This is a genomic window from Streptomyces sp. NPDC043680 (assembly GCF_056436685.1).
In genome coordinates this window covers 270600-286925 of sequence record NZ_JBWKCE010000007.1, presented here as the reverse complement: position 1 = coordinate 286925, position 16326 = coordinate 270600, and the positions used below count along the sequence as shown (strand labels likewise).

Below are 16326 nucleotides of genomic sequence, written 5' to 3'. Positions count from 1 at the left end.
AACCCATGGCAGGCACCGACCGCGAGAAGGCCCTCGACGCCGCGCTCGCACAGATTGAACGGCAATTCGGCAAGGGTGCCGTGATGCGGCTCGGCGACAAGCCGAACGACCCCATCGACGTCATCCCCACCGGGTCGACCGCGCTGGACATCGCCCTCGGCGTCGGCGGGCTGCCGCGCGGCCGTGTCGTGGAGGTGTACGGGCCGGAGTCCTCCGGTAAGACGACCCTGACCCTGCACGCCGTGGCCAATGCGCAGAAGGCCGGCGGGACGGTGGCCTTCGTCGACGCCGAGCACGCCCTCGACCCCGAGTACGCCAAGGCCCTGGGCGTCGACACCGACAACCTCATCCTGTCCCAGCCGGACACCGGCGAGCAGGCGCTGGAGATCGTGGACATGCTGGTCCGCTCGGGTGCGCTCGACCTGATCGTCATCGACTCTGTGGCCGCGCTCGTGCCGCGTGCGGAGATCGAGGGTGAGATGGGCGACTCGCACGTGGGTCTCCAGGCGCGTCTGATGAGCCAGGCGCTGCGCAAGATCACCGGTGCGCTCAACCAGTCGAAGACCACCGCGATCTTCATCAACCAGCTCCGCGAGAAGATCGGTGTGATGTTCGGCTCGCCCGAGACCACCACCGGTGGCCGCGCGCTGAAGTTCTACGCCTCGGTGCGCATCGACATCCGCCGCATCGAAACCCTGAAGGACGGCACGGAGGCGGTCGGCAACCGCACCCGCTGCAAGGTCGTGAAGAACAAGGTCGCGCCGCCCTTCAAGCAGGCCGAGTTCGACATCCTCTACGGCCAGGGCATCAGCCGCGAGGGCGGCCTGATCGACATGGGCGTGGAGCACGGCTTCATCCGCAAGGCCGGCGCCTGGTACACGTACGAGGGCGACCAGCTCGGCCAGGGCAAGGAGAACGCCCGCAACTTCCTGAAGGACAACCCCGACCTCGCCAACGAGATCGAGCGGAAGATCAAGGAGAAGCTGGGCGTGGGCGTGCGCAAGGACGCCGGCGCCGAGGAGGCGGGCGCCGCCGCCCCCGCCGCCGCGGATGCCGCCGCCGTGCCCGTTCCCGCGTCGAAGGCCAAGACGACGGCCAAGGCCGCCGTGGCCAAGAGCTGACCCGTGCGGGAGCAGGAAAGGGGCGGCGCAGGCGGCCGTGAAGGCCGCCAGGACCTGCCGCCCCAGAGTCCCGAGGAGCAGGCGCGGGCGATCTGCCTGCGCCTGCTCACCGGGATGCCGCGGACCCGGCGCCAGCTCGCGGAGGCCCTGGCCAAACGGGGCATCCCCGAGGAGGTGTCGCAGGAGGTCCTCTCCCGGTTCGAGGAGGTGGGCCTGATCGACGACGCCGCCTTCGCCGGGGCCTGGGTCGAGTCCCGGCACCGCGGCCGGGGCCTCGCCCGCCGGGCACTCGCCCAGGAGCTGCGCACCAAGGGCGTGCACGCCACCCTCGTCGAGGAGGCGCTCGGACAGCTGGACTCCGAACAGGAGGAACAGACCGCCCGGGAGCTCGTCGAGCGAAAGCTCCGCACCACCCGGGGCCTGGAGCGGGACAAGCGCATCAGACGCCTCGCCGGGATGCTCGCCCGCAAGGGGTACCCGGAGGGCATGGCCCTGCGGGTGGTCCGGCGGGCGCTGGAAGCGGAAGGCGAGGACACGGAGGACCTCGGGTACCCGGGAGGCTGAGCGCCGACGGGTGACCCGGGGGCGGGGGGAGCCCCCGGGTGCGGAGACCGAGGTCAGACCAGGGTCGGGTGGCGGGGCCGACTCAGGTCGTGGGGAGGCCCGCCGACTTCCAGGCCTGGAATCCGCCGATCAGGTCCGTGGCCCGGTGGAGGCCCAGCGCATGGAGCGAGACCGCCGCCAGCGAGGACGCGTACCCCTCGTTGCAGATCACCACCACCCGCAGGTCGTGCGAGGTGGCCTCGGGGGCGCGGTGGGAGCCCTGGGGATCAAGGCGCCACTCCAGCTCGTTGCGCTCGATCACCAGCGCGCCCGGGATCAGCCCGTCGCGCTCGCGCAGCGCCTGGTAGCGGATGTCCACCAGCAGGGCGTCGTCCGCCAGGAACGCGGCATGGGCCTCGTCCGCGGTGAGGCGGGAGTACGTCGTACGGACCTGCTCCAGCAGGGCGTCGACGCCGGTCGGTGCGGTGCTCACTGCCAGTCCTCCGGGCGCTCGACGTGCTCCAGCGTCAGGACCTGCCCGGTCCGGCTGAAACGGCGGATCAGCGGCAGCGGCGGGTAGTACGCGTGGACCGAGACCGCATGCTCGTCCGGGGACTCGTTCAGCACCTCGTGGACGTGGTGCTCCCCGAACGCCCGGCCCCTGCCCGCGTCCAGGCTCCGGCTGCGGTCCACCTCCGGGGCCAGTTCCAGGCTCCGCCACCCCCCCGAAGGAAGCCGGACCGCGAGCGAGCGCTCGGTGAGGCGCCCCCGCGCGGTGGCGAACGCGCCCTGCGACTCGGCGTGGTCGTGCCAGCCGGTGCCGGTGCCCGGCGGCCAGCCGATCACCCAGGCCTCACTGCCCCCCGGCCCCTCCAGTCGGATCCACGTACGGCCCTGCGGGTCCAGGGGGAGCGAGTCGACGACCGCCGGGTCGGCAGCCGTGCGGAGCGCGAAATCGAGGAGTTCGGCGGCCGTCACGGGGACGGCGCGGGCGGGGGCAGGGATATGGGCCTGGGCGTGCGTGGACAAGGGCGTGGGCATGGAGATGACCGTCCTGGGGGTTCGCGAAGTACGCGCGGGGCGCGGGGGAGAAGGCGAATCAGCAGGAAGGGCGACACACGCAGCCCGCATAGCGGAGCAGGTCCATATGGACCCTCCGCCACAGGCGCACGTCGTTGCCGGTCATGGCCGCGAGTCAAGCACGAGGGCGCAAGGCCGGTCAATCGATCACGGCTGAAGTGTCGTCGAACTCTCCTGGAGCGAGGCGGGCGCGCCCATGCGCACTGCATCGGCCGCCTCGTACAGCTCCGCCGGCCGGACCCCCGCGAAGGTGGCCGCCAGATGGCCGTCGGGCCGGACCAACAGGACGGTGTGGGCCGCCGCCCCCGGGTAGCCGTCCGCGACCAGCAGCTCCGTCCGCACCGGAAGGGCGCTCACCGCCGCCGCCAGCCGGGGCATCAGCCCCGCACCCAGCCAGTGGCGCCGGTCCCAGACCCCGGTGCCGGGAGCGACCAGCACCACCAGCAGCCGGCCCCGCCCCAGCAGGTCCCGCAGCGGCACGGTCGCCCCGTCGGGAGCGGTCACCGCGACGTTCGCCACGGCGCCCCCCGGCTCGGTGGCGGTGGGGACCTCGCGTACGGCGACCGGCGGGGCGTACGTGGGCTCGGCGCCCAGCGGTCCCCGGCCCAGGTGGCCCTCGGTGAGCAGGAGTTCGCCGGCGCGGGCGGTGCCGGGCAGCAGGGTCCGCAGGCCGCCTCCGCCGCGCAGCACCGGCAACGACTGGTCGGCGGCGCGCAGCCGGGCCGCGACCGCCCGCCGCCGCTCGCCCTCGTAGCTGTCGAGCAGCGCCTCGGAGGCCCCCTGGTGCCAGGCCAGGGCGAGCTTCCAGGCCAGGTTCTCGGCGTCGCGGAGCCCCTCCTCGACCCCCTGGGTGCCGAGCGCGCCCAGCAGGTGGGCGGCGTCCCCGGCGAGGAAGGCGCGGCCGTCGCGCCAGCGCCGGGCGAGCCGGTGGTGCAGCGTGTGGACGCCGGTGTCGATGAGGTCGTACGGGGGAGTGGTGCCCCCGCACCAGGAGGCGAGGGTGTCCCGGACGAGGGTGACCAGCGTGTCGGGGGTGACGAGGTCCCCGCGGGCCGGGAGCAGCCAGTCCAGCCGCCACACCCCGTCGGGCAGGGGGCGGGCGATGGTCTCCCGGGGCGGGTCGCGGTGCAGCAGGGCCTCGCCGGGCCACGGGAGTTCGGTGCGCAGCGCGGCCACGGCGTGCCGTTCCACGGCGGTGCGGCCGGGGAAGCGGATGCCGAGCAGTTTGCGCACGGTGGAGCGGGCCCCGTCGCAGCCGACCAGGTGGCTGCCGCGCCACCACGTGGTCTCCGCGCCGCTGGTGTGCGCGGTGACCCCGCGGTCGTCCTGCTCCAGGGAGTCCAGTCGGCTGTCGGGGACCAGCTGGACCAGCGGGTGCGCGGTGGCGGCATGGCGCAGCCCGCGCGTGAGGGCGTGCTGCGGCACGTGCAGGGGGGCGGGGCCGTCCTCGAAGGTGGTGCGCCGGGTGTCCCGGCCGCGTCGCATGCGCCAGGCCGCGTAGTACGCACCCTCGTCGCGCAGGGTCGTACAGCCCAGCCGGTGCACCATCGACGCGGTGTCGCCGTGCAGGACGACCGTACGGGCCGGTCGTGGTTCGTCCTTTCCGGGCCCCTCGTCGAGCAGGACGGCGGGCACGCCCTGGCCGGCCAGGGCGAGGGACAGGGACAGTCCGACCGGGCCCGCGCCGACGACGATCACCGGGTCCATGATGCGGCTCCCGATGTCCGGTATGTGATCACAGAACGTATGCAACCCACTGGAGGTGCCTGCGTCAAGTGACACCGGTCCCGAGCATGCGTGTGGTGCGGCAGATGAGTTCTGCCGCACCACATGTGCCACACCAGTGTACTGACCGGGTGTCAGGGCCCCGCGTGCGGGGAGAGCCGCCTCAGGGGGCCTCGCCCACGCCGGCCGCGCCGCCCGCGTCGACCTCGGCCACGTCCCCGGCGACCACCGCGCCGGAGCCCTTGGTCGACTTCCGCAGCTGCCGCTCCAGCCGGGCGGCGAAGGTGGTGAGCGCGAAGTTCACGAGGATGAACAGCAATGCGATCACGACGAGCGTCGGGATGGTGTTGCTGTAGTTCGCCGAGATCTGCCGGTTCATCGACAGCAGCTCGCCCAGGCCCAGCACCGCACCGCCGATGGCGGTGTCCTTGAGGATCACCACGAGCTGGCTGACCAGGGCCGGCAGCATGGCCGTGACGGCCTGCGGGACCAGGACGTACGTCATGATCTGGCCCTTGCGCATGCCGATCGCCTTGGCCGCGTCGGTCTGGCCCCGCGGCAGCGACCGGATGCCCGCCACGACGATCTCGGCGATGACCGCGGAGTTGTACAGGACCAGGCCGGTGACCACCGAGTACAGCGGCCGCAGTTCGGAGCTGACGGTGCTGAAGCGCACGTACAGCGCGGAGCCGAACAGCATCAGCATCAGCACCGGGATGGCGCGGAAGAACTCGACCCAGGCGCCGACCGGGATCCGGACCCACCGGTGGTCGGAGAGCCGGCCGATGCCGAGGACGGCACCCAGCGGCAGCGCGATGACCATGGCGATGAGGCCGGCCTTCAGCGTCTCGCCGAGTCCCGGCAGCAGGAAGGTCGTCCAGACCTCGCTGTCGGTGACGAACGGGCTCCACTTGTCGGCGTCGAGCTGGTTCTTGTCGGCCATGGTGGCGAGGACCCACCACATGACCAGGCCGAACACGACCAGGAAGGCCGCCGTGTAGATCCAGTTGCGCGCCCTGGCCTTGGGGCCCGGGGTGTCGTACAGCACGGAGCTCATCGCTTCACCGCCACTCGCTTGGCCACCCAGCCCAGGAGCAGGCCGGTGGGCAGGGTCAGCACGACGAAGCCGAAGGCGAAGATGCCGAAGACCGCGAAGAGCGCCTGCGGCTCGTTCTCGATCATTTCCTTCATCAGCAGGGCCGCTTCGGCCACGCCGATGGCCGCCGCCACCGTGGTGTTCTTGGTGAGGGCGATCAGTACGTTGGTGAGCGGTGCGATGACCGCCCGGAAGGCCTGGGGGAGCACGATCAGCGTGAGCACCTGGAAGAAGCTCAGGCCCAGCGCGCGGGCGGCTTCGGCCTGGCCCACGGGCACCGTGTTGATGCCCGAGCGGATCGCCTCGCAGACGAAGGTGCCGGTGTAGGCGATGAAGCCCAGGACCGCGAGCCGGAAGCCGATCTCCTTGAACGTGCCGCCGCCGAGCGCGATGCCGAGGGTCTGGTTCAGACCCAGCGAGCAGCCGATGATGATGACGGTCAGCGGGGTGTTGCGCACGATGTTGACGTACGCCGCGCCGAAGGCCCGCATCAGCGGGACCGGGCTGACCCGCATTCCGGCCAGGACGGTCCCCCAGATCAGGGATCCGATCGCCGAGTAGAGGGTGAGCTGAACCGTCACCCAGAAGGCTCCGAGCACGTCGTACTGCCCGGAATTAAGAAAGTCGAACACGTTGCCCTGCGCTCTCCCCAGGATGGCCGGTGAGAGGGGCCGCCGCCCGTGGCAGGCGGGCGGCGACACCCCTCACCGAGGAATCAGCTGCCTTCGGTGATCTGCGGGGCCGGCTCGGCCTTGTAGTTGGCGGGGCCGAAGTTCTTCTCGACGGCCTTCTGCCAGGAACCGTCCGCGACCATCTTCTTGAGCGCGGCGTTGACCTTGGTCTGCAGCTCGGTGTCGCCCTTCTTCAGGCCGATGCCGTAGGGCTCGTCGCTCAGCTTCAGGCCGACGAGCTTGAACTTGCCCTTGTTCTTCTCCTGCGCGGCGTAGCCGGCCAGGATCGAGTCGTCCGTGGTCAGCGCGTCGAGGGCCTTGTTCTCCAGGCCGGTCAGGCACTCGGAGTAGCCGGGGTTCTGCTGGAGGTCCGCCTCGGGAGCCAGCTTGGTCTTGATGTTCTGGGCCGACGTGGAGCCGGTGACCGAGCAGAGCTTCTTCTTGTTGAGGTCCTCGGCCTTGGTGATCGAGGTGTCGTCAGCGCGGACCAGCAGGTCCTGGTGGGCCAGGAAGTACGGGCCCGCGAAGTCGACCTTCGCCTTGCGCTTGTCGTTGATCGTGTAGGTCGCGACGACCAGCTTCACGTCGCCGTTGGCGATCAGGTTCTCGCGCTCGGCGCTGACGGCCTGCTTGAACTCGATCTGGTCCGGCTGGTAGCCGAGCTCCTTGGCGACGTAGGTCGCCACGTCGACGTCGAAGCCCGAGAACTTGCCGTCGGGCGTCTTCAGGCCCAGACCCGGCTGGTCGAACTTGATGCCGATGACGATCTTGTCCTTGGCGCCGCCGGACGCACCACCGTCACTGCTCGCCTTGTCGCTGCCGCCGCCGCAGGCGGTCGCGGTCAGGGCGAGGACTGCGGCCACGGCTGCGGCCGCGCCGGCCTTGAAAACCTTCATGGTGAACTTCCCTCGGATGAGACGTTGTTGGACGACGAGCGACACGTAGCTCTGAGCCGCCACCGGATCACTACCAGACAAGAACGTCAGTGGTGCAGGATCTTCGAAAGGAAGTCCTTGGCGCGGTCACTGCGCGGGTTGCTGAAGAACTGCTCGGGCGCGGCCTCTTCGACGATTTTTCCGTCGGCCATGAAGACGACCCGATTGGCCGCAGAGCGGGCGAAGCCCATCTCGTGCGTGACGACGACCATCGTCATCCCCTCCCGGGCGAGCTGCTGCATGACCTCCAGCACCTCGTTGATCATTTCCGGGTCGAGCGCCGACGTCGGCTCGTCGAACAGCATCACCTTCGGGTCCATCGCCAGCGCGCGGGCGATCGCGACGCGCTGCTGCTGGCCGCCGGACAGCTGCGCCGGGTACTTGTCGGCCTGCGAGCCGACACCCACACGGTCCAGCAGGGACTTCGCCTTCTCCAGGGCGGCCGCCTGGTCCGTCTTGCGGACCTTCAGCTGACCCAGCATCACGTTCTGCAGCACGGTCTTGTGCGCGAACAGGTTGAAGGACTGGAAGACCATGCCGACATCGGCCCGAAGCCTCGCCAGCTCCCGCCCCTCCGACGGCAGTTCCTTGCCATCGACCGTGATGGAGCCGGAGTCGATCGTCTCCAGCCGGTTGATGGTCCGGCACAGCGTGGACTTGCCCGATCCCGAAGGACCGATCACCACGACGACCTCACCGCGGGCAATGCTCAGATTGACGTCCTGAAGCACGTGCAGCGCGCCGAAGTGCTTGTTGACGTTGCTCAGTACGACCAGGTCGTCCGCGGTGCCGGCCGCGTCCTGCACGTCCTTGGTCACTGATACTCCGCTCATCGGCCTCTTGCTCCGTCCTCCTCGGTTGGGAGGACAGTAGTGACGAGACGTGCACAGCGTCATCACATCTGAGGGAGAATTGAGCATAACGATAGGACCTCGCACCGATACGCTCCGTACGTGCGGCCGCAACGGCGGCACCGTACGCGTACCGGGTGCATAACGGAAGGCCCGCCGGGCCGGGACCCCTCTTGACGTGGGCCTCTTCTTCGGCGTGGATGCATGGTGGCCATGACCACGGCCACTGGTCAGAAGGAAAGCAGGAAAGGGGGACGCAATGAGACTGCTGCTCGTCGAGGACGACGACCACGTCGCCGCCGCCCTGTCCGCGATCCTCGCCCGGCACGGCTTCCAGGTGACCCACGCCCGCAGCGGCGAGGAGGCCCTGCAGGCGCTGCTGCCCGCCGGCGCCCCGCCCTTCGGTGTCGTCCTGCTCGACCTGGGCCTTCCCGACCAGGACGGATACGAGGTGTGCGGCAAGATCCGCAAGCGGACCTCGACGCCCGTGATCATGGTGACCGCCCGCTCCGACGTGCGCTCCCGCATCCACGGCCTCAACATGGGCGCCGACGACTACGTCGTCAAGCCCTACGACACCGGCGAGCTGCTGGCCCGCATCCACGCCGTCGCCCGGCGCACCGGCGCCTCCGACGACGCCACCACCGGGACCGGTGCACCCGCCGTGGTCCGGCTCGGCCCGGTCAGCATCGAACTGCCCACCCGCCGGGTCAGCGTGGACGGAGCCGACGTACCGCTGACCCGCAAGGAATTCGACCTGCTGGCCCTGCTCGCGCAGCGCCCCGGGGTGGTCTTCCGCCGCGAGCAGATCATCAGCGAGGTGTGGCGCACCAGCTGGGAGGGGACCGGGCGGACCCTGGAGGTCCACGTCGCCTCCCTGCGCTCCAAGCTGCGCATGCCCGCCCTGATCGAGACCGTCCGCGGGGTGGGCTACCGGCTCGTCACCCCCACCGCCCCCTAGCGGACCGCTGCCGTGCGCGCCCGACTGCTCCCGCTGCTCGTCGTCCTGATGGCGGGCGTCCTGCTCGCCCTCGGCTTCCCGCTCGCCGTGAGCCTGGCCGCCGGGCAGCAGCAGCGGGTGGTGGTCGACCGGATCGACGACAGCGCCCGCTTCGCCGCCCTCGCGCAGTTCGTCATCGACGCCCAGGGATCGGGATCCACCGGCGCCGCCGACCGCGTCGACACCCTCAAGCTGGAGCTCGCCCGCTACCAGGAGCTGTACGGGATCCGCGTCGGCATCTTCTACCGCGACGACAACGACATGGCGCGGGCGCCGGGCTGGTGGCAGGTTCCGGAGGCCGGCGAGGGACGGCGGGCCTTCGAGGAGGCGCTCGCCGGGCGGCGCAGCCACGACCCCGCCCAGGTGTGGCCCTGGCAGACCCACGGCAAACTCCTCGTCGCCTCACCGGTCGTCCTCGACGGCGACGTGGTCGCCGTCGTCCTCACGGAGTCGCCCACCGATCAGATGCGGGCCCGGATCCTCCGGGGCTGGCTGCTCATCCTCGGGGGGCTCGCCGCCGCCATGCTCCTCGCGTTCGGAGCCGCCCTGCGGCTCACCAGCTGGGTGCTCAAGCCCGTGCGCACCCTGGACGCCGCCGCCCACGGCATCGCCACCGGGCGGATGAACTCCCGTGTCGCCGCCTCCGGCGGGCCGCCGGAACTCCGACGCCTCGCCCGCTCGTTCAACGAGATGGCCGACAACGTGGAAGACGTGCTGGAGCAGCAGCGGGCGTTCGTCGCCGACGCCTCCCACCAGCTGCGCAATCCGCTCGCGGCGCTGCTCCTGCGGATCGAGCTGCTCGCCCTCGAACTGCCCGAGGGGAACGAGGAGATCGCCTCCGTGCGCATGGAGGGCAAGCGGCTCGCCCAGGTCCTCGACGACCTGCTGGACCTTGCGCTGGCCGAGCACACCTCCGCCGAGCTCAGCCTCACCGACATCGCGGAGCTGACCGCCGAACGGGTCGCCGCCTGGCGCCCCCTGGCGGAGGAGAAGGGGGTCCGGCTCACCGAGACGGGCCGGGCCGCCGTGACGGGCTGGGCCGACCCCATCGCCCTGTCGAGCGCGCTCGACGCCGTCATCGACAACGCCCTGAAGTTCACCCCCGAGGGTGAGGAGGTCGAGGTGTCGGTCGCCCCCGCCGGGTCCTTCGTGCACGTCGTCGTCGCCGACCGCGGTCCGGGCCTCACCGAGGAGGAGCTGCTCCGCGTCGGCGACCGGTTCTGGCGCAGCGGCCGCCACCAGAACGTCAAGGGCTCCGGGCTCGGCCTCTCGATCTCCCGGGCCCTGCTCGCCGCGGGCGGCGGATCCCTCTCCTACGAGAAGAACCCGCCGCACGGGCTCCGGGTGACGGTGGCCGTCCCCCGCAGCCACCCGCACAGCGGATGAGGCTCAGGACGCCCAGGTGAGGGTGGTGCGGGCCGGCCCGGAGACCGCGTAGAGCTCGTCGACGGCCCGCAGCTCGAAGGCCGCGGCCCGCTCCCGGCCGGCGCGTAGGAGGTCCGGCAGGTACAGGGCCGTGCCGCAGGTGCCGCCGAGGAAGCGGCGGGCGCCGTCGGGCAGCAGCCGGTACAGCTCGTAGTGCCGGACCGGGCCGGGGGCGTGGCGCCAGGACAGCCGGAGCGAGGCCCGGCCGGCGTCCTGGGCCGAGGCGTCCACGCTCAGTGCATGCGGGGAGGGCGGGCGGCGGCGGGGCGTGTCGTCGCGTACCGACAGGGCGCCGAGCCGCCAGGCAACCGCCTCCTTCCCGCGGGGCGTGAGCCGTACGGCCAGCCCGTACGCGGTCCGGCCCGCCAGTGCCGCGAGCCCGACTCGCGCCCTGCGCCAGCCCTGCCCGCAGGCCGGGGCCTGAGCCCTGAGCCAGGTGTACGGGACCGGCTCGCCCGCGGCGGCCGGCTCGCGCAGCGCCACACCGACCTCGACGGCGAACGACCCTGCTGCGCAGCCGTGCACCAGCTCCACGACGGTGGAGCGGGTCAGCGGCAGGCGGGTCGCGTGCAGGCCCACGGCGGCGGGGCGGTCCAGCCGGCCCGCGACGAGGAGGCTGGAGCCGCCGCGCCAGGCGTCCGCGAAGTCCAGCGTGACGGACGGGCGTTCGCCCGCGGTGTCCACCACCCAGCGGCGCCCGGGCAGGCGGTCCTGGAGCCCGAGGTGGTTCCACGGGGTCTCGGAGACGACCCGGCCCGCCTCGTACCAGCGCTCTCCGTGGCCGGTGTTGAAGGTGCACGCGAAGGGGAGGGCGGTGACGGTGGAGCGGTCGGCGACGGCGGTGGCGGGCGCACGCCAGCCGTCCTCGGGGCCCGGGCGCGCCGGATCGAGGGAGGCGCCCGTCCAGAACCGGTCGTCGGCGCGGTGGAAGGCGCCGGGGGAGCGGTCGGTGAGGTGGTTCAGGGTCCACTCGGGCCGGTAGAAGCCGTAGCTGACGACGTGGTCGCCGCCGCGCGGGACGATCGCGTCCCAGGGGACGGCGGAATCCCAGCCGTGCGACTCCGTGTCCACGGCAGCCCACAGCTCGTGGCGGGAGCGGCCCAGCCGGTCGGCGAGCGCCCCCGAGTCCGCCAGCGTGCGCGCCGTCCAGCGGAAGTCCACGAAGACCGTGTCCGCGACCCGGCCCGACCGGTCCTCGAAGAACTCCTGGTTGAGCGCGTTGAGCGCGCCCTGCCAGCCGACCCGGCCGGTGCTGTTCATGGCGTCGTACCAGGTGATCCGCAGGCCGTACGGGGCGCCCTCGGCCCGCAGTGCGCGCAGGAACTCCCGCATCCGGGACGCCAGCGCGCCGTCCCCGCCGTCGGTCTCGGCGTTGACGAACCAGCCGTCGAAGCCGTAGGTCCGCGCCACCTCGGCGAGTTTCCCGGCGAGCGGGAACCGGCCGTGGGCGTCGCGCTGCACCAGGTCCCGCGTCCAGCGCAGGTCGCCGCCGTACGGGACGGGCGGGAGGAAGACGTTGCCCAGCACCCGCACGCCGTTGCGGTGGGCGGCGTCGACGACGGGTGCGTTCGGGGCGAGCACGATCCCCTCGCCCGCGGAGCCGCCCCAGAAGACGAGCTCGTCCAGGTACGCCCAGTGCGTCAGCGCGTAGTAGTCGGCGCTCGCGGAGCCCTGGGCGGGATTGCGGGCGGTGGGCCCGAAGGAGACGAGCGAGGCGATCCGGGCCCGGCCCGCCCGGGCGTCCCGGTTCGGCGGCACGGGGGTGAAACGCGGGGCGAGCGGCACGGTTGCGGTGTTGAAGGCCAGGTCCGGATCGGACTGCGGGCTCCAGTCCTTGAGCGAGCGCCACACGATGCCCGGCCCGGGCTCGCCCTGCGGCAGCGAGTCGGGGAACCAGTAGGAGGCGTACGGGGCCAGGTCGGCCGCCGCGCGGGCGGCCGGCGGCGGGGGCGGGAAGGGGCTCCCGGCGGGGGCCGCCGGGGAGGCCGCCGCCCGGGCCGGGCCGCCCGGCAGGGCCGCTGCCCCCGCCCCGGCGGCCGCGGCAGCGAGTACCCGCCGCCGCGTCGGCCGGTGCGCGGGGGACGTACGGGGATCGACGCCGTTGTCGGTCTCGGACATGCAGGGCTCCTCGAATGCGGTGGGGGAGCATCGGTTGACGGCGGGTCAGCGGCGGTCGGCCGCCCCCGGCCTCAGCGCACATCGCGGACGCGCACCACCTCCCTGATCCCGCGGGCCTGCAGGTGCGCGGCGTCCTCGGCGAGTTCCGCCAGTACCACCGCGGGGCGCACCCCCTGGGCCGTCAGGGCGGCCCAGGCCTCGAAGAAGGCCCCGCCGGGCGCACACACGGAGCGTTTCGGCGCGTCCTCGGCCCCGCCGACGTCCACGACGAGCGCGGTGGACCGGACGGCCGGGCGGTGCTCGCGGCCCCGCCACTCCTGCGCGATCCGGGCGAGGGCCGCACCGGCCGGCTTGGTACGGCGGTCGTTGGTGAGCAGGCCGAGCCCGTACTCCAGCTCCGGGAAGTCCGCGAGGTCCCGGGACACGTCGTGGGAGCACCACCAGGTCACCCCCCACAGGTCCGGGCAGTCCAGCACACCCGCGAGCGTGGCCCGCGTGAACTCGGCCGCGTGCTCCGCCGGAACCAGCGGAGCGGGTGCGCCGACCTCCTGGAGCCACACCGGCCGGTGCGGGTCGCGCGCCCACGCCTTCGACAGCTCGACCAGGTACGCGGCGTGGTGCTCGGTCGCGGTCCCGGTCCGGCCGTGGCGCTGCGCGGTGCCGTTGAACACCCAGGAGTGCACGGCGGTCGCCGCACCCAGCCGGGCGGCCTGGGACGCCGTGAACGGATGGCCCTCCTGGTACCAGGCGGCGTCGTACTCGGCGTGCACGTGCAGCCGGCCGGGGGCGCCCTGCTCGCAGGCGGCGAGCATGCGCTCCAGCCAGCGGCCCGCCTGTTCGGGGGTGATCAGGTCGGGGTCGGGGTGGGGCGTGCCGGAGAACTGGTTGACCTCGTTGCCCACGGTCATGCCCAGGAAGTTCGGCCGGTCGGCGAGTGCGGCGGCCAGCGTGCGCAGGTACTCCTCCTGCCCGGCGACCACGTCCGGGTCGGTGAAGAGGTTCCGCCGGTGCCAGGTGCCGGTCCAGGCGGGCAGGAAGTCGAAACTCGACAGGTGCCCCTGCAGTCCGTCGACGGCGACGTCGAGCCCGCGCTCGGCGGCCGCGTCCGCGAGGGCCACGAGCTGTTCGACGGCGCGCGGCCGGATCAGCGACCGGTTCGGCTGGAACAGCGGCCACAGCGGGAAGACCCGTACGTGGTCCAGCCCGAGCGAGGCGATCGAGTCGAGGTCGGCCCTGAGCTCGTCGAGATCGAAGTCGAGCCAGTGGTGGAACCAGCCGCGCGCCGGTGTGTGGTTGACGCCGAAGCGGAGCGTGCGGTGCGGGCGGGGTGGGCGAGGAGCGGCTTCGCGGTCCATGAGGGTCCCGGAGTCTGCGGTCTGAGGTCCTGGAGTAGGTGGGCGTGGAGTCTGAGCTCGCGGGTCAGGGATGGGCGGTCGGGGGCTTGGGGGCTTGGGGGCTTGGGGGCTCTGTGCGGCGTGCGCCGGGCGGCCCAACAAACTGTCGCGCGCCGCGGCGGTACGTCAACAGGGCAGAACCGGGCACGGACCGCCGGGCCGAGCCCCGGGAATCCAAGCCCTCGCCGCCGCACGCATACTGGGTCCCGACCCCTCTCAGGAGCGCCCACGTGACCTCTCGCCCCTCCGCCTCCCCGGCCTCCCGGGCCGCCGATCCGGCCGCAGGCCTGACCGTGGCCATCGACATCGGCGGTACGAAGATCGCCGGGGCGTTGGTGCATCCCGACGGCACGATGACCGCCACCACCCGCCGCCCGACGCCCCGCGGTGTGGACGGGGACGGGGTGTTCGCCGCCGTGGCGGAGGTGGTCGCGGAACTGGCGAGCTCCCCGCTCTGGAATACGGCGGTCCGGTGCGGCATCGGCAGCGCGGGCCCAGTGGACGCCTCGCGCGGCACGGTGTCCCCGGTGAACATCGAGGCGTGGCGGGAGTTCCCGGTCCAAGCCCGCGTGGTGGCCGAACTGGCCCGCCACGGAGCGGAGCTGCCCACCGTGCTGGTCGGCGACGGCGTCGCCATGACCGCGGCCGAACACTGGCTGGGCGCGGCGCGGGGCCATGCCAACGCCCTGTGCATGGTGGTCTCCACCGGCGTCGGCGGCGGCCTCGTCCTGAACAACCGGCTTCACCCGGGGCCCACCGGCAACGCGGGCCACATCGGCCACATCAGCGTGGCCTTCGACGGTGAGCGGTGCGTCTGCGGGGCCCGTGGCTGCGTGGAGTCCATCGCCTCGGGTACGGCCATCGCCCGGTGGGCCCGCGCGCAGGGCTGGACCCCGCCCGCGGGCGGGGACTCCTCCGCGGCGGGTGTGGCACGGGCCGCCGAGGCCGGGGATCCGGTCGCGCTGGCCGCCTTCGACCGGGCCGGACGGGCCCTGGCCGCAGCCGTCGCGGCCACCGCGACCCTCGTCGAAACGGATGTCGCGGTCATCGGCGGGGGAGTCGCCGCCGCCGGTGACACGCTGTTCGCACCGGTCCGCGCCCACTTGGCGGACTACGCCACCTTGTCCTTCGTGGCCGGCCTGCGCGTGGTCCCGGCCGCCCTGGGCACCCACGCGGGCCTGATCGGGGCGGCCGCGGCGGCGCTGATGCTGCTGCCGGCGGCCTGAGGCCCCCGGGCTCAAGGCGTCGAGGCCTCGTCACCGCTTCACGGCTTTACCGCTTCACGGCTTCAGGGCTTCACGGAGCGGTAGTAGCGCTGGGCGCCCTCGTGCAGGTCCAGGGGGTCCGTGTAGATGGCCGTCCGCAGGTCCACCAGCTGCGCCGCGTGCACCTCGTGGCCGATCCGGTCACGGCTGAGGATCACCGTCCGCGTGAACTGCTCGGTCAGCTCCGGATCCGTTTCCTCGGTGGTCACCAGCAGGTTCGGGACTGCCAGCGTCGCCACCGCCGAGGTGTTCCGCGCCCGCGTGTACGCGTCCTGCGGCATCACCGCCGACCGGTAGTAGCGTGCCGGGCTTCCGGTGCCCTGGAGGGGTTCCAACAGGTCACCGAGTTGCACGAGCCGGATTTCGAAGCGCTCCGACAGCTCCCGCACCGCGTTCGTCGGGAGGCCGCCGGACCAGAAGAAGGCGTCGATCCGGCCGGCCTCCAGCTCCGCCGGCATGGTGTCGATGCCGATGGACACCGCGGTGATGTCGCGCGCCGGGTCCAGTTTCGCCGCGGACAGCAGCCGCTCCGAGATCAGCCGGACGCCCGAGCCCTCCTGGCCGATCGCGACCCGCTTGCCCCGCAGGTCGCGCGCCGACTGCACCGGGGAGCCGGCCGGCACGACCAGCTGGACGTAGTCGTCGTAGAGCCGTGCGCATCCGCGCAGGCGTTCCGCCCCCGGCTTGCCGTCGGCCCGGTACTTGGCGACCGCGTCCGCGGTCGCGATCGTGAAGTCCGCCTTGCCGGAGGCCACCCGCTGGAGGTTCTCCTGGGAACCCTGGCTGGTCTCCAGCCGTACCCGCACCCCCGGCATGTCCCGGGCGAGCGCCTGCTCCAGCAGTTGCCCGTAGCGGTGGTAGACGCCCGTACGGACTCCCGTACTGACGGTCAGGTCCCCCTTGAGCTCCGGTTCGCCGAAGGGCCGCAGCCACCACGCCAGGACCCCGAGCACGGCCAGCACGGCCACCAGCCCCCACAGGGCGGTGCGCCTGCGGAAGCGGGGCGGTACGACAGCCATGGCCGCGATCCTGCCACCCGCCCGCCGCCCTGTCACGGGGAGCCTGCCCGCAGGGGCCCCCGGGCCCTCGGCGGCCGGGGGCC

16 protein-coding genes are annotated in these 16326 nt (G+C 72.6%); 5 read left to right on the top strand and 11 right to left on the bottom strand.

What is annotated here, in order from left to right; genetic code table 11:
- Positions 1 to 5 precede the first annotated feature (5 nt).
- Together recA and recX are read left to right on the top strand one after the other, a co-directional pair.
- Positions 6 to 1121, top strand: a complete 1116-nt coding sequence (recA, locus tag AC0666_RS17840) for a recombinase RecA (RefSeq protein ID WP_361720023.1) — start codon at positions 6 to 8, stop codon at positions 1119 to 1121.
- 3 nt (positions 1122 to 1124) lie between these two features.
- Positions 1125 to 1685, top strand: coding sequence for a recombination regulator RecX (gene recX, locus AC0666_RS17835; protein WP_478707901.1), 561 nt, complete (start codon positions 1125 to 1127; stop codon positions 1683 to 1685).
- 82 nt (positions 1686 to 1767) lie between these two features.
- Here recX and AC0666_RS17830 read toward each other — a convergent pair whose 3' ends face one another.
- The 8 genes from AC0666_RS17830 to AC0666_RS17795 all read right to left on the bottom strand — a co-directional run bounded on the left by AC0666_RS17830 (position 1768) and on the right by AC0666_RS17795 (position 8004).
- Complete coding sequence (locus AC0666_RS17830; protein ID WP_468585273.1) at positions 1768 to 2157, bottom strand: rhodanese-like domain-containing protein; 390 nt, start codon at positions 2155 to 2157, stop codon at positions 1768 to 1770.
- A complete protein-coding gene (locus AC0666_RS17825; RefSeq protein WP_478707900.1) occupies positions 2154 to 2705 on the bottom strand; it encodes a cupin domain-containing protein in 552 nt (183 codons plus the stop codon). Before AC0666_RS17825 ends, AC0666_RS17830 begins: the two co-directional genes overlap by 4 nt.
- Positions 2706 to 2763: 58 nt before the next feature.
- Complete coding sequence (locus AC0666_RS17820) at positions 2764 to 2850, bottom strand: putative leader peptide (protein ID WP_311318651.1); 87 nt, start codon at positions 2848 to 2850, stop codon at positions 2764 to 2766.
- Between the two features lie 41 nt (positions 2851 to 2891).
- Positions 2892 to 4451 carry an FAD-dependent monooxygenase gene (locus tag AC0666_RS17815; protein ID WP_478707899.1) on the bottom strand — a complete coding sequence of 520 codons (1560 nt, stop codon included), beginning with the start codon at positions 4449 to 4451 and terminating at the stop codon, positions 2892 to 2894.
- 181 nt (positions 4452 to 4632) lie between these two features.
- On the bottom strand, positions 4633 to 5526 hold the full coding sequence (locus AC0666_RS17810; protein ID WP_468971394.1) for an amino acid ABC transporter permease: 894 nt from the start codon (positions 5524 to 5526) through the stop codon (positions 4633 to 4635).
- Positions 5523 to 6197 carry an amino acid ABC transporter permease gene (locus AC0666_RS17805; protein ID WP_361720039.1) on the bottom strand — a complete coding sequence of 225 codons (675 nt, stop codon included), beginning with the start codon at positions 6195 to 6197 and terminating at the stop codon, positions 5523 to 5525. Before AC0666_RS17805 ends, AC0666_RS17810 begins: the two co-directional genes overlap by 4 nt.
- Positions 6198 to 6280: 83 nt before the next feature.
- Positions 6281 to 7132, bottom strand: coding sequence for a glutamate ABC transporter substrate-binding protein (locus AC0666_RS17800; RefSeq protein ID WP_468971392.1), 852 nt, complete (start codon positions 7130 to 7132; stop codon positions 6281 to 6283).
- A gap of 86 nt (positions 7133 to 7218) precedes the next feature.
- Entirely contained in the window at positions 7219 to 8004 is a 786-nt protein-coding gene (locus AC0666_RS17795; RefSeq protein ID WP_468585268.1) for an amino acid ABC transporter ATP-binding protein, read from the bottom strand.
- A 277-nt stretch (positions 8005 to 8281) separates the two neighbouring features.
- Here AC0666_RS17795 and AC0666_RS17790 point away from each other — a divergent pair, with 277 nt between their 5' ends.
- Both AC0666_RS17790 and AC0666_RS17785 read left to right on the top strand, forming a co-directional pair.
- Positions 8282 to 8983 (top strand): response regulator transcription factor, encoded by a 702-nt coding sequence (locus AC0666_RS17790; protein ID WP_468585267.1) that lies wholly within the window; start codon positions 8282 to 8284, stop codon positions 8981 to 8983.
- A gap of 12 nt (positions 8984 to 8995) precedes the next feature.
- Positions 8996 to 10408 carry a sensor histidine kinase gene (locus AC0666_RS17785; RefSeq protein WP_478707898.1) on the top strand — a complete coding sequence of 471 codons (1413 nt, stop codon included), beginning with the start codon at positions 8996 to 8998 and terminating at the stop codon, positions 10406 to 10408.
- Positions 10409 to 10411: 3 nt separating this feature from the next.
- Here AC0666_RS17785 and AC0666_RS17780 read toward each other — a convergent pair whose 3' ends face one another.
- Both AC0666_RS17780 and AC0666_RS17775 read right to left on the bottom strand, forming a co-directional pair.
- A complete protein-coding gene (locus AC0666_RS17780) occupies positions 10412 to 12565 on the bottom strand; it encodes an endo-beta-N-acetylglucosaminidase (protein WP_468971387.1) in 2154 nt (717 codons plus the stop codon).
- Positions 12566 to 12636: 71 nt separating this feature from the next.
- Positions 12637 to 13920, bottom strand: coding sequence for a glycoside hydrolase 5 family protein (locus AC0666_RS17775; RefSeq protein WP_478707897.1), 1284 nt, complete (start codon positions 13918 to 13920; stop codon positions 12637 to 12639).
- Between the two features lie 269 nt (positions 13921 to 14189).
- Between AC0666_RS17775 and AC0666_RS17770 the strand changes: the two genes are divergently transcribed.
- Positions 14190 to 15185, top strand: coding sequence for an ROK family protein (locus AC0666_RS17770; RefSeq protein ID WP_468971383.1), 996 nt, complete (start codon positions 14190 to 14192; stop codon positions 15183 to 15185).
- A 62-nt stretch (positions 15186 to 15247) separates the two neighbouring features.
- Here AC0666_RS17770 and AC0666_RS17765 read toward each other — a convergent pair whose 3' ends face one another.
- On the bottom strand, positions 15248 to 16243 hold the full coding sequence (locus tag AC0666_RS17765; RefSeq protein WP_468971382.1) for a TAXI family TRAP transporter solute-binding subunit: 996 nt from the start codon (positions 16241 to 16243) through the stop codon (positions 15248 to 15250).
- Between the last annotated feature and the right edge of the window lie 83 nt (positions 16244 to 16326).

Bases quoted from the DNA above. Each gene is read 5' to 3' on its own strand.
- AC0666_RS17800 (WP_468971392.1), bottom strand. From the start codon at position 7,132: ATGAAGGTTTTCAAGGCCGGCGCGGCCGCAGCCGTGGCCGCAGTCCTC.
- AC0666_RS17790 (WP_468585267.1), top strand. From the start codon at position 8,282: ATGAGACTGCTGCTCGTCGAGGACGACGACCACGTCGCCGCCGCCCTG.
- AC0666_RS17765 (WP_468971382.1), bottom strand. From the start codon at position 16,243: ATGGCTGTCGTACCGCCCCGCTTCCGCAGGCGCACCGCCCTGTGGGGG.
- recA (WP_361720023.1), top strand. From the start codon at position 6: ATGGCAGGCACCGACCGCGAGAAGGCCCTCGACGCCGCGCTCGCACAG.
- AC0666_RS17775 (WP_478707897.1), bottom strand. From the start codon at position 13,920: ATGGACCGCGAAGCCGCTCCTCGCCCACCCCGCCCGCACCGCACGCTC.
- AC0666_RS17815 (WP_478707899.1), bottom strand. From the start codon at position 4,451: ATGGACCCGGTGATCGTCGTCGGCGCGGGCCCGGTCGGACTGTCCCTG.
- AC0666_RS17795 (WP_468585268.1), bottom strand. From the start codon at position 8,004: ATGAGCGGAGTATCAGTGACCAAGGACGTGCAGGACGCGGCCGGCACC.
- AC0666_RS17820 (WP_311318651.1), bottom strand. From the start codon at position 2,850: ATGACCGGCAACGACGTGCGCCTGTGGCGGAGGGTCCATATGGACCTG.
- AC0666_RS17825 (WP_478707900.1), bottom strand. From the start codon at position 2,705: ATGCCCACGCCCTTGTCCACGCACGCCCAGGCCCATATCCCTGCCCCC.
- AC0666_RS17810 (WP_468971394.1), bottom strand. From the start codon at position 5,526: ATGAGCTCCGTGCTGTACGACACCCCGGGCCCCAAGGCCAGGGCGCGC.
- AC0666_RS17780 (WP_468971387.1), bottom strand. From the start codon at position 12,565: ATGTCCGAGACCGACAACGGCGTCGATCCCCGTACGTCCCCCGCGCAC.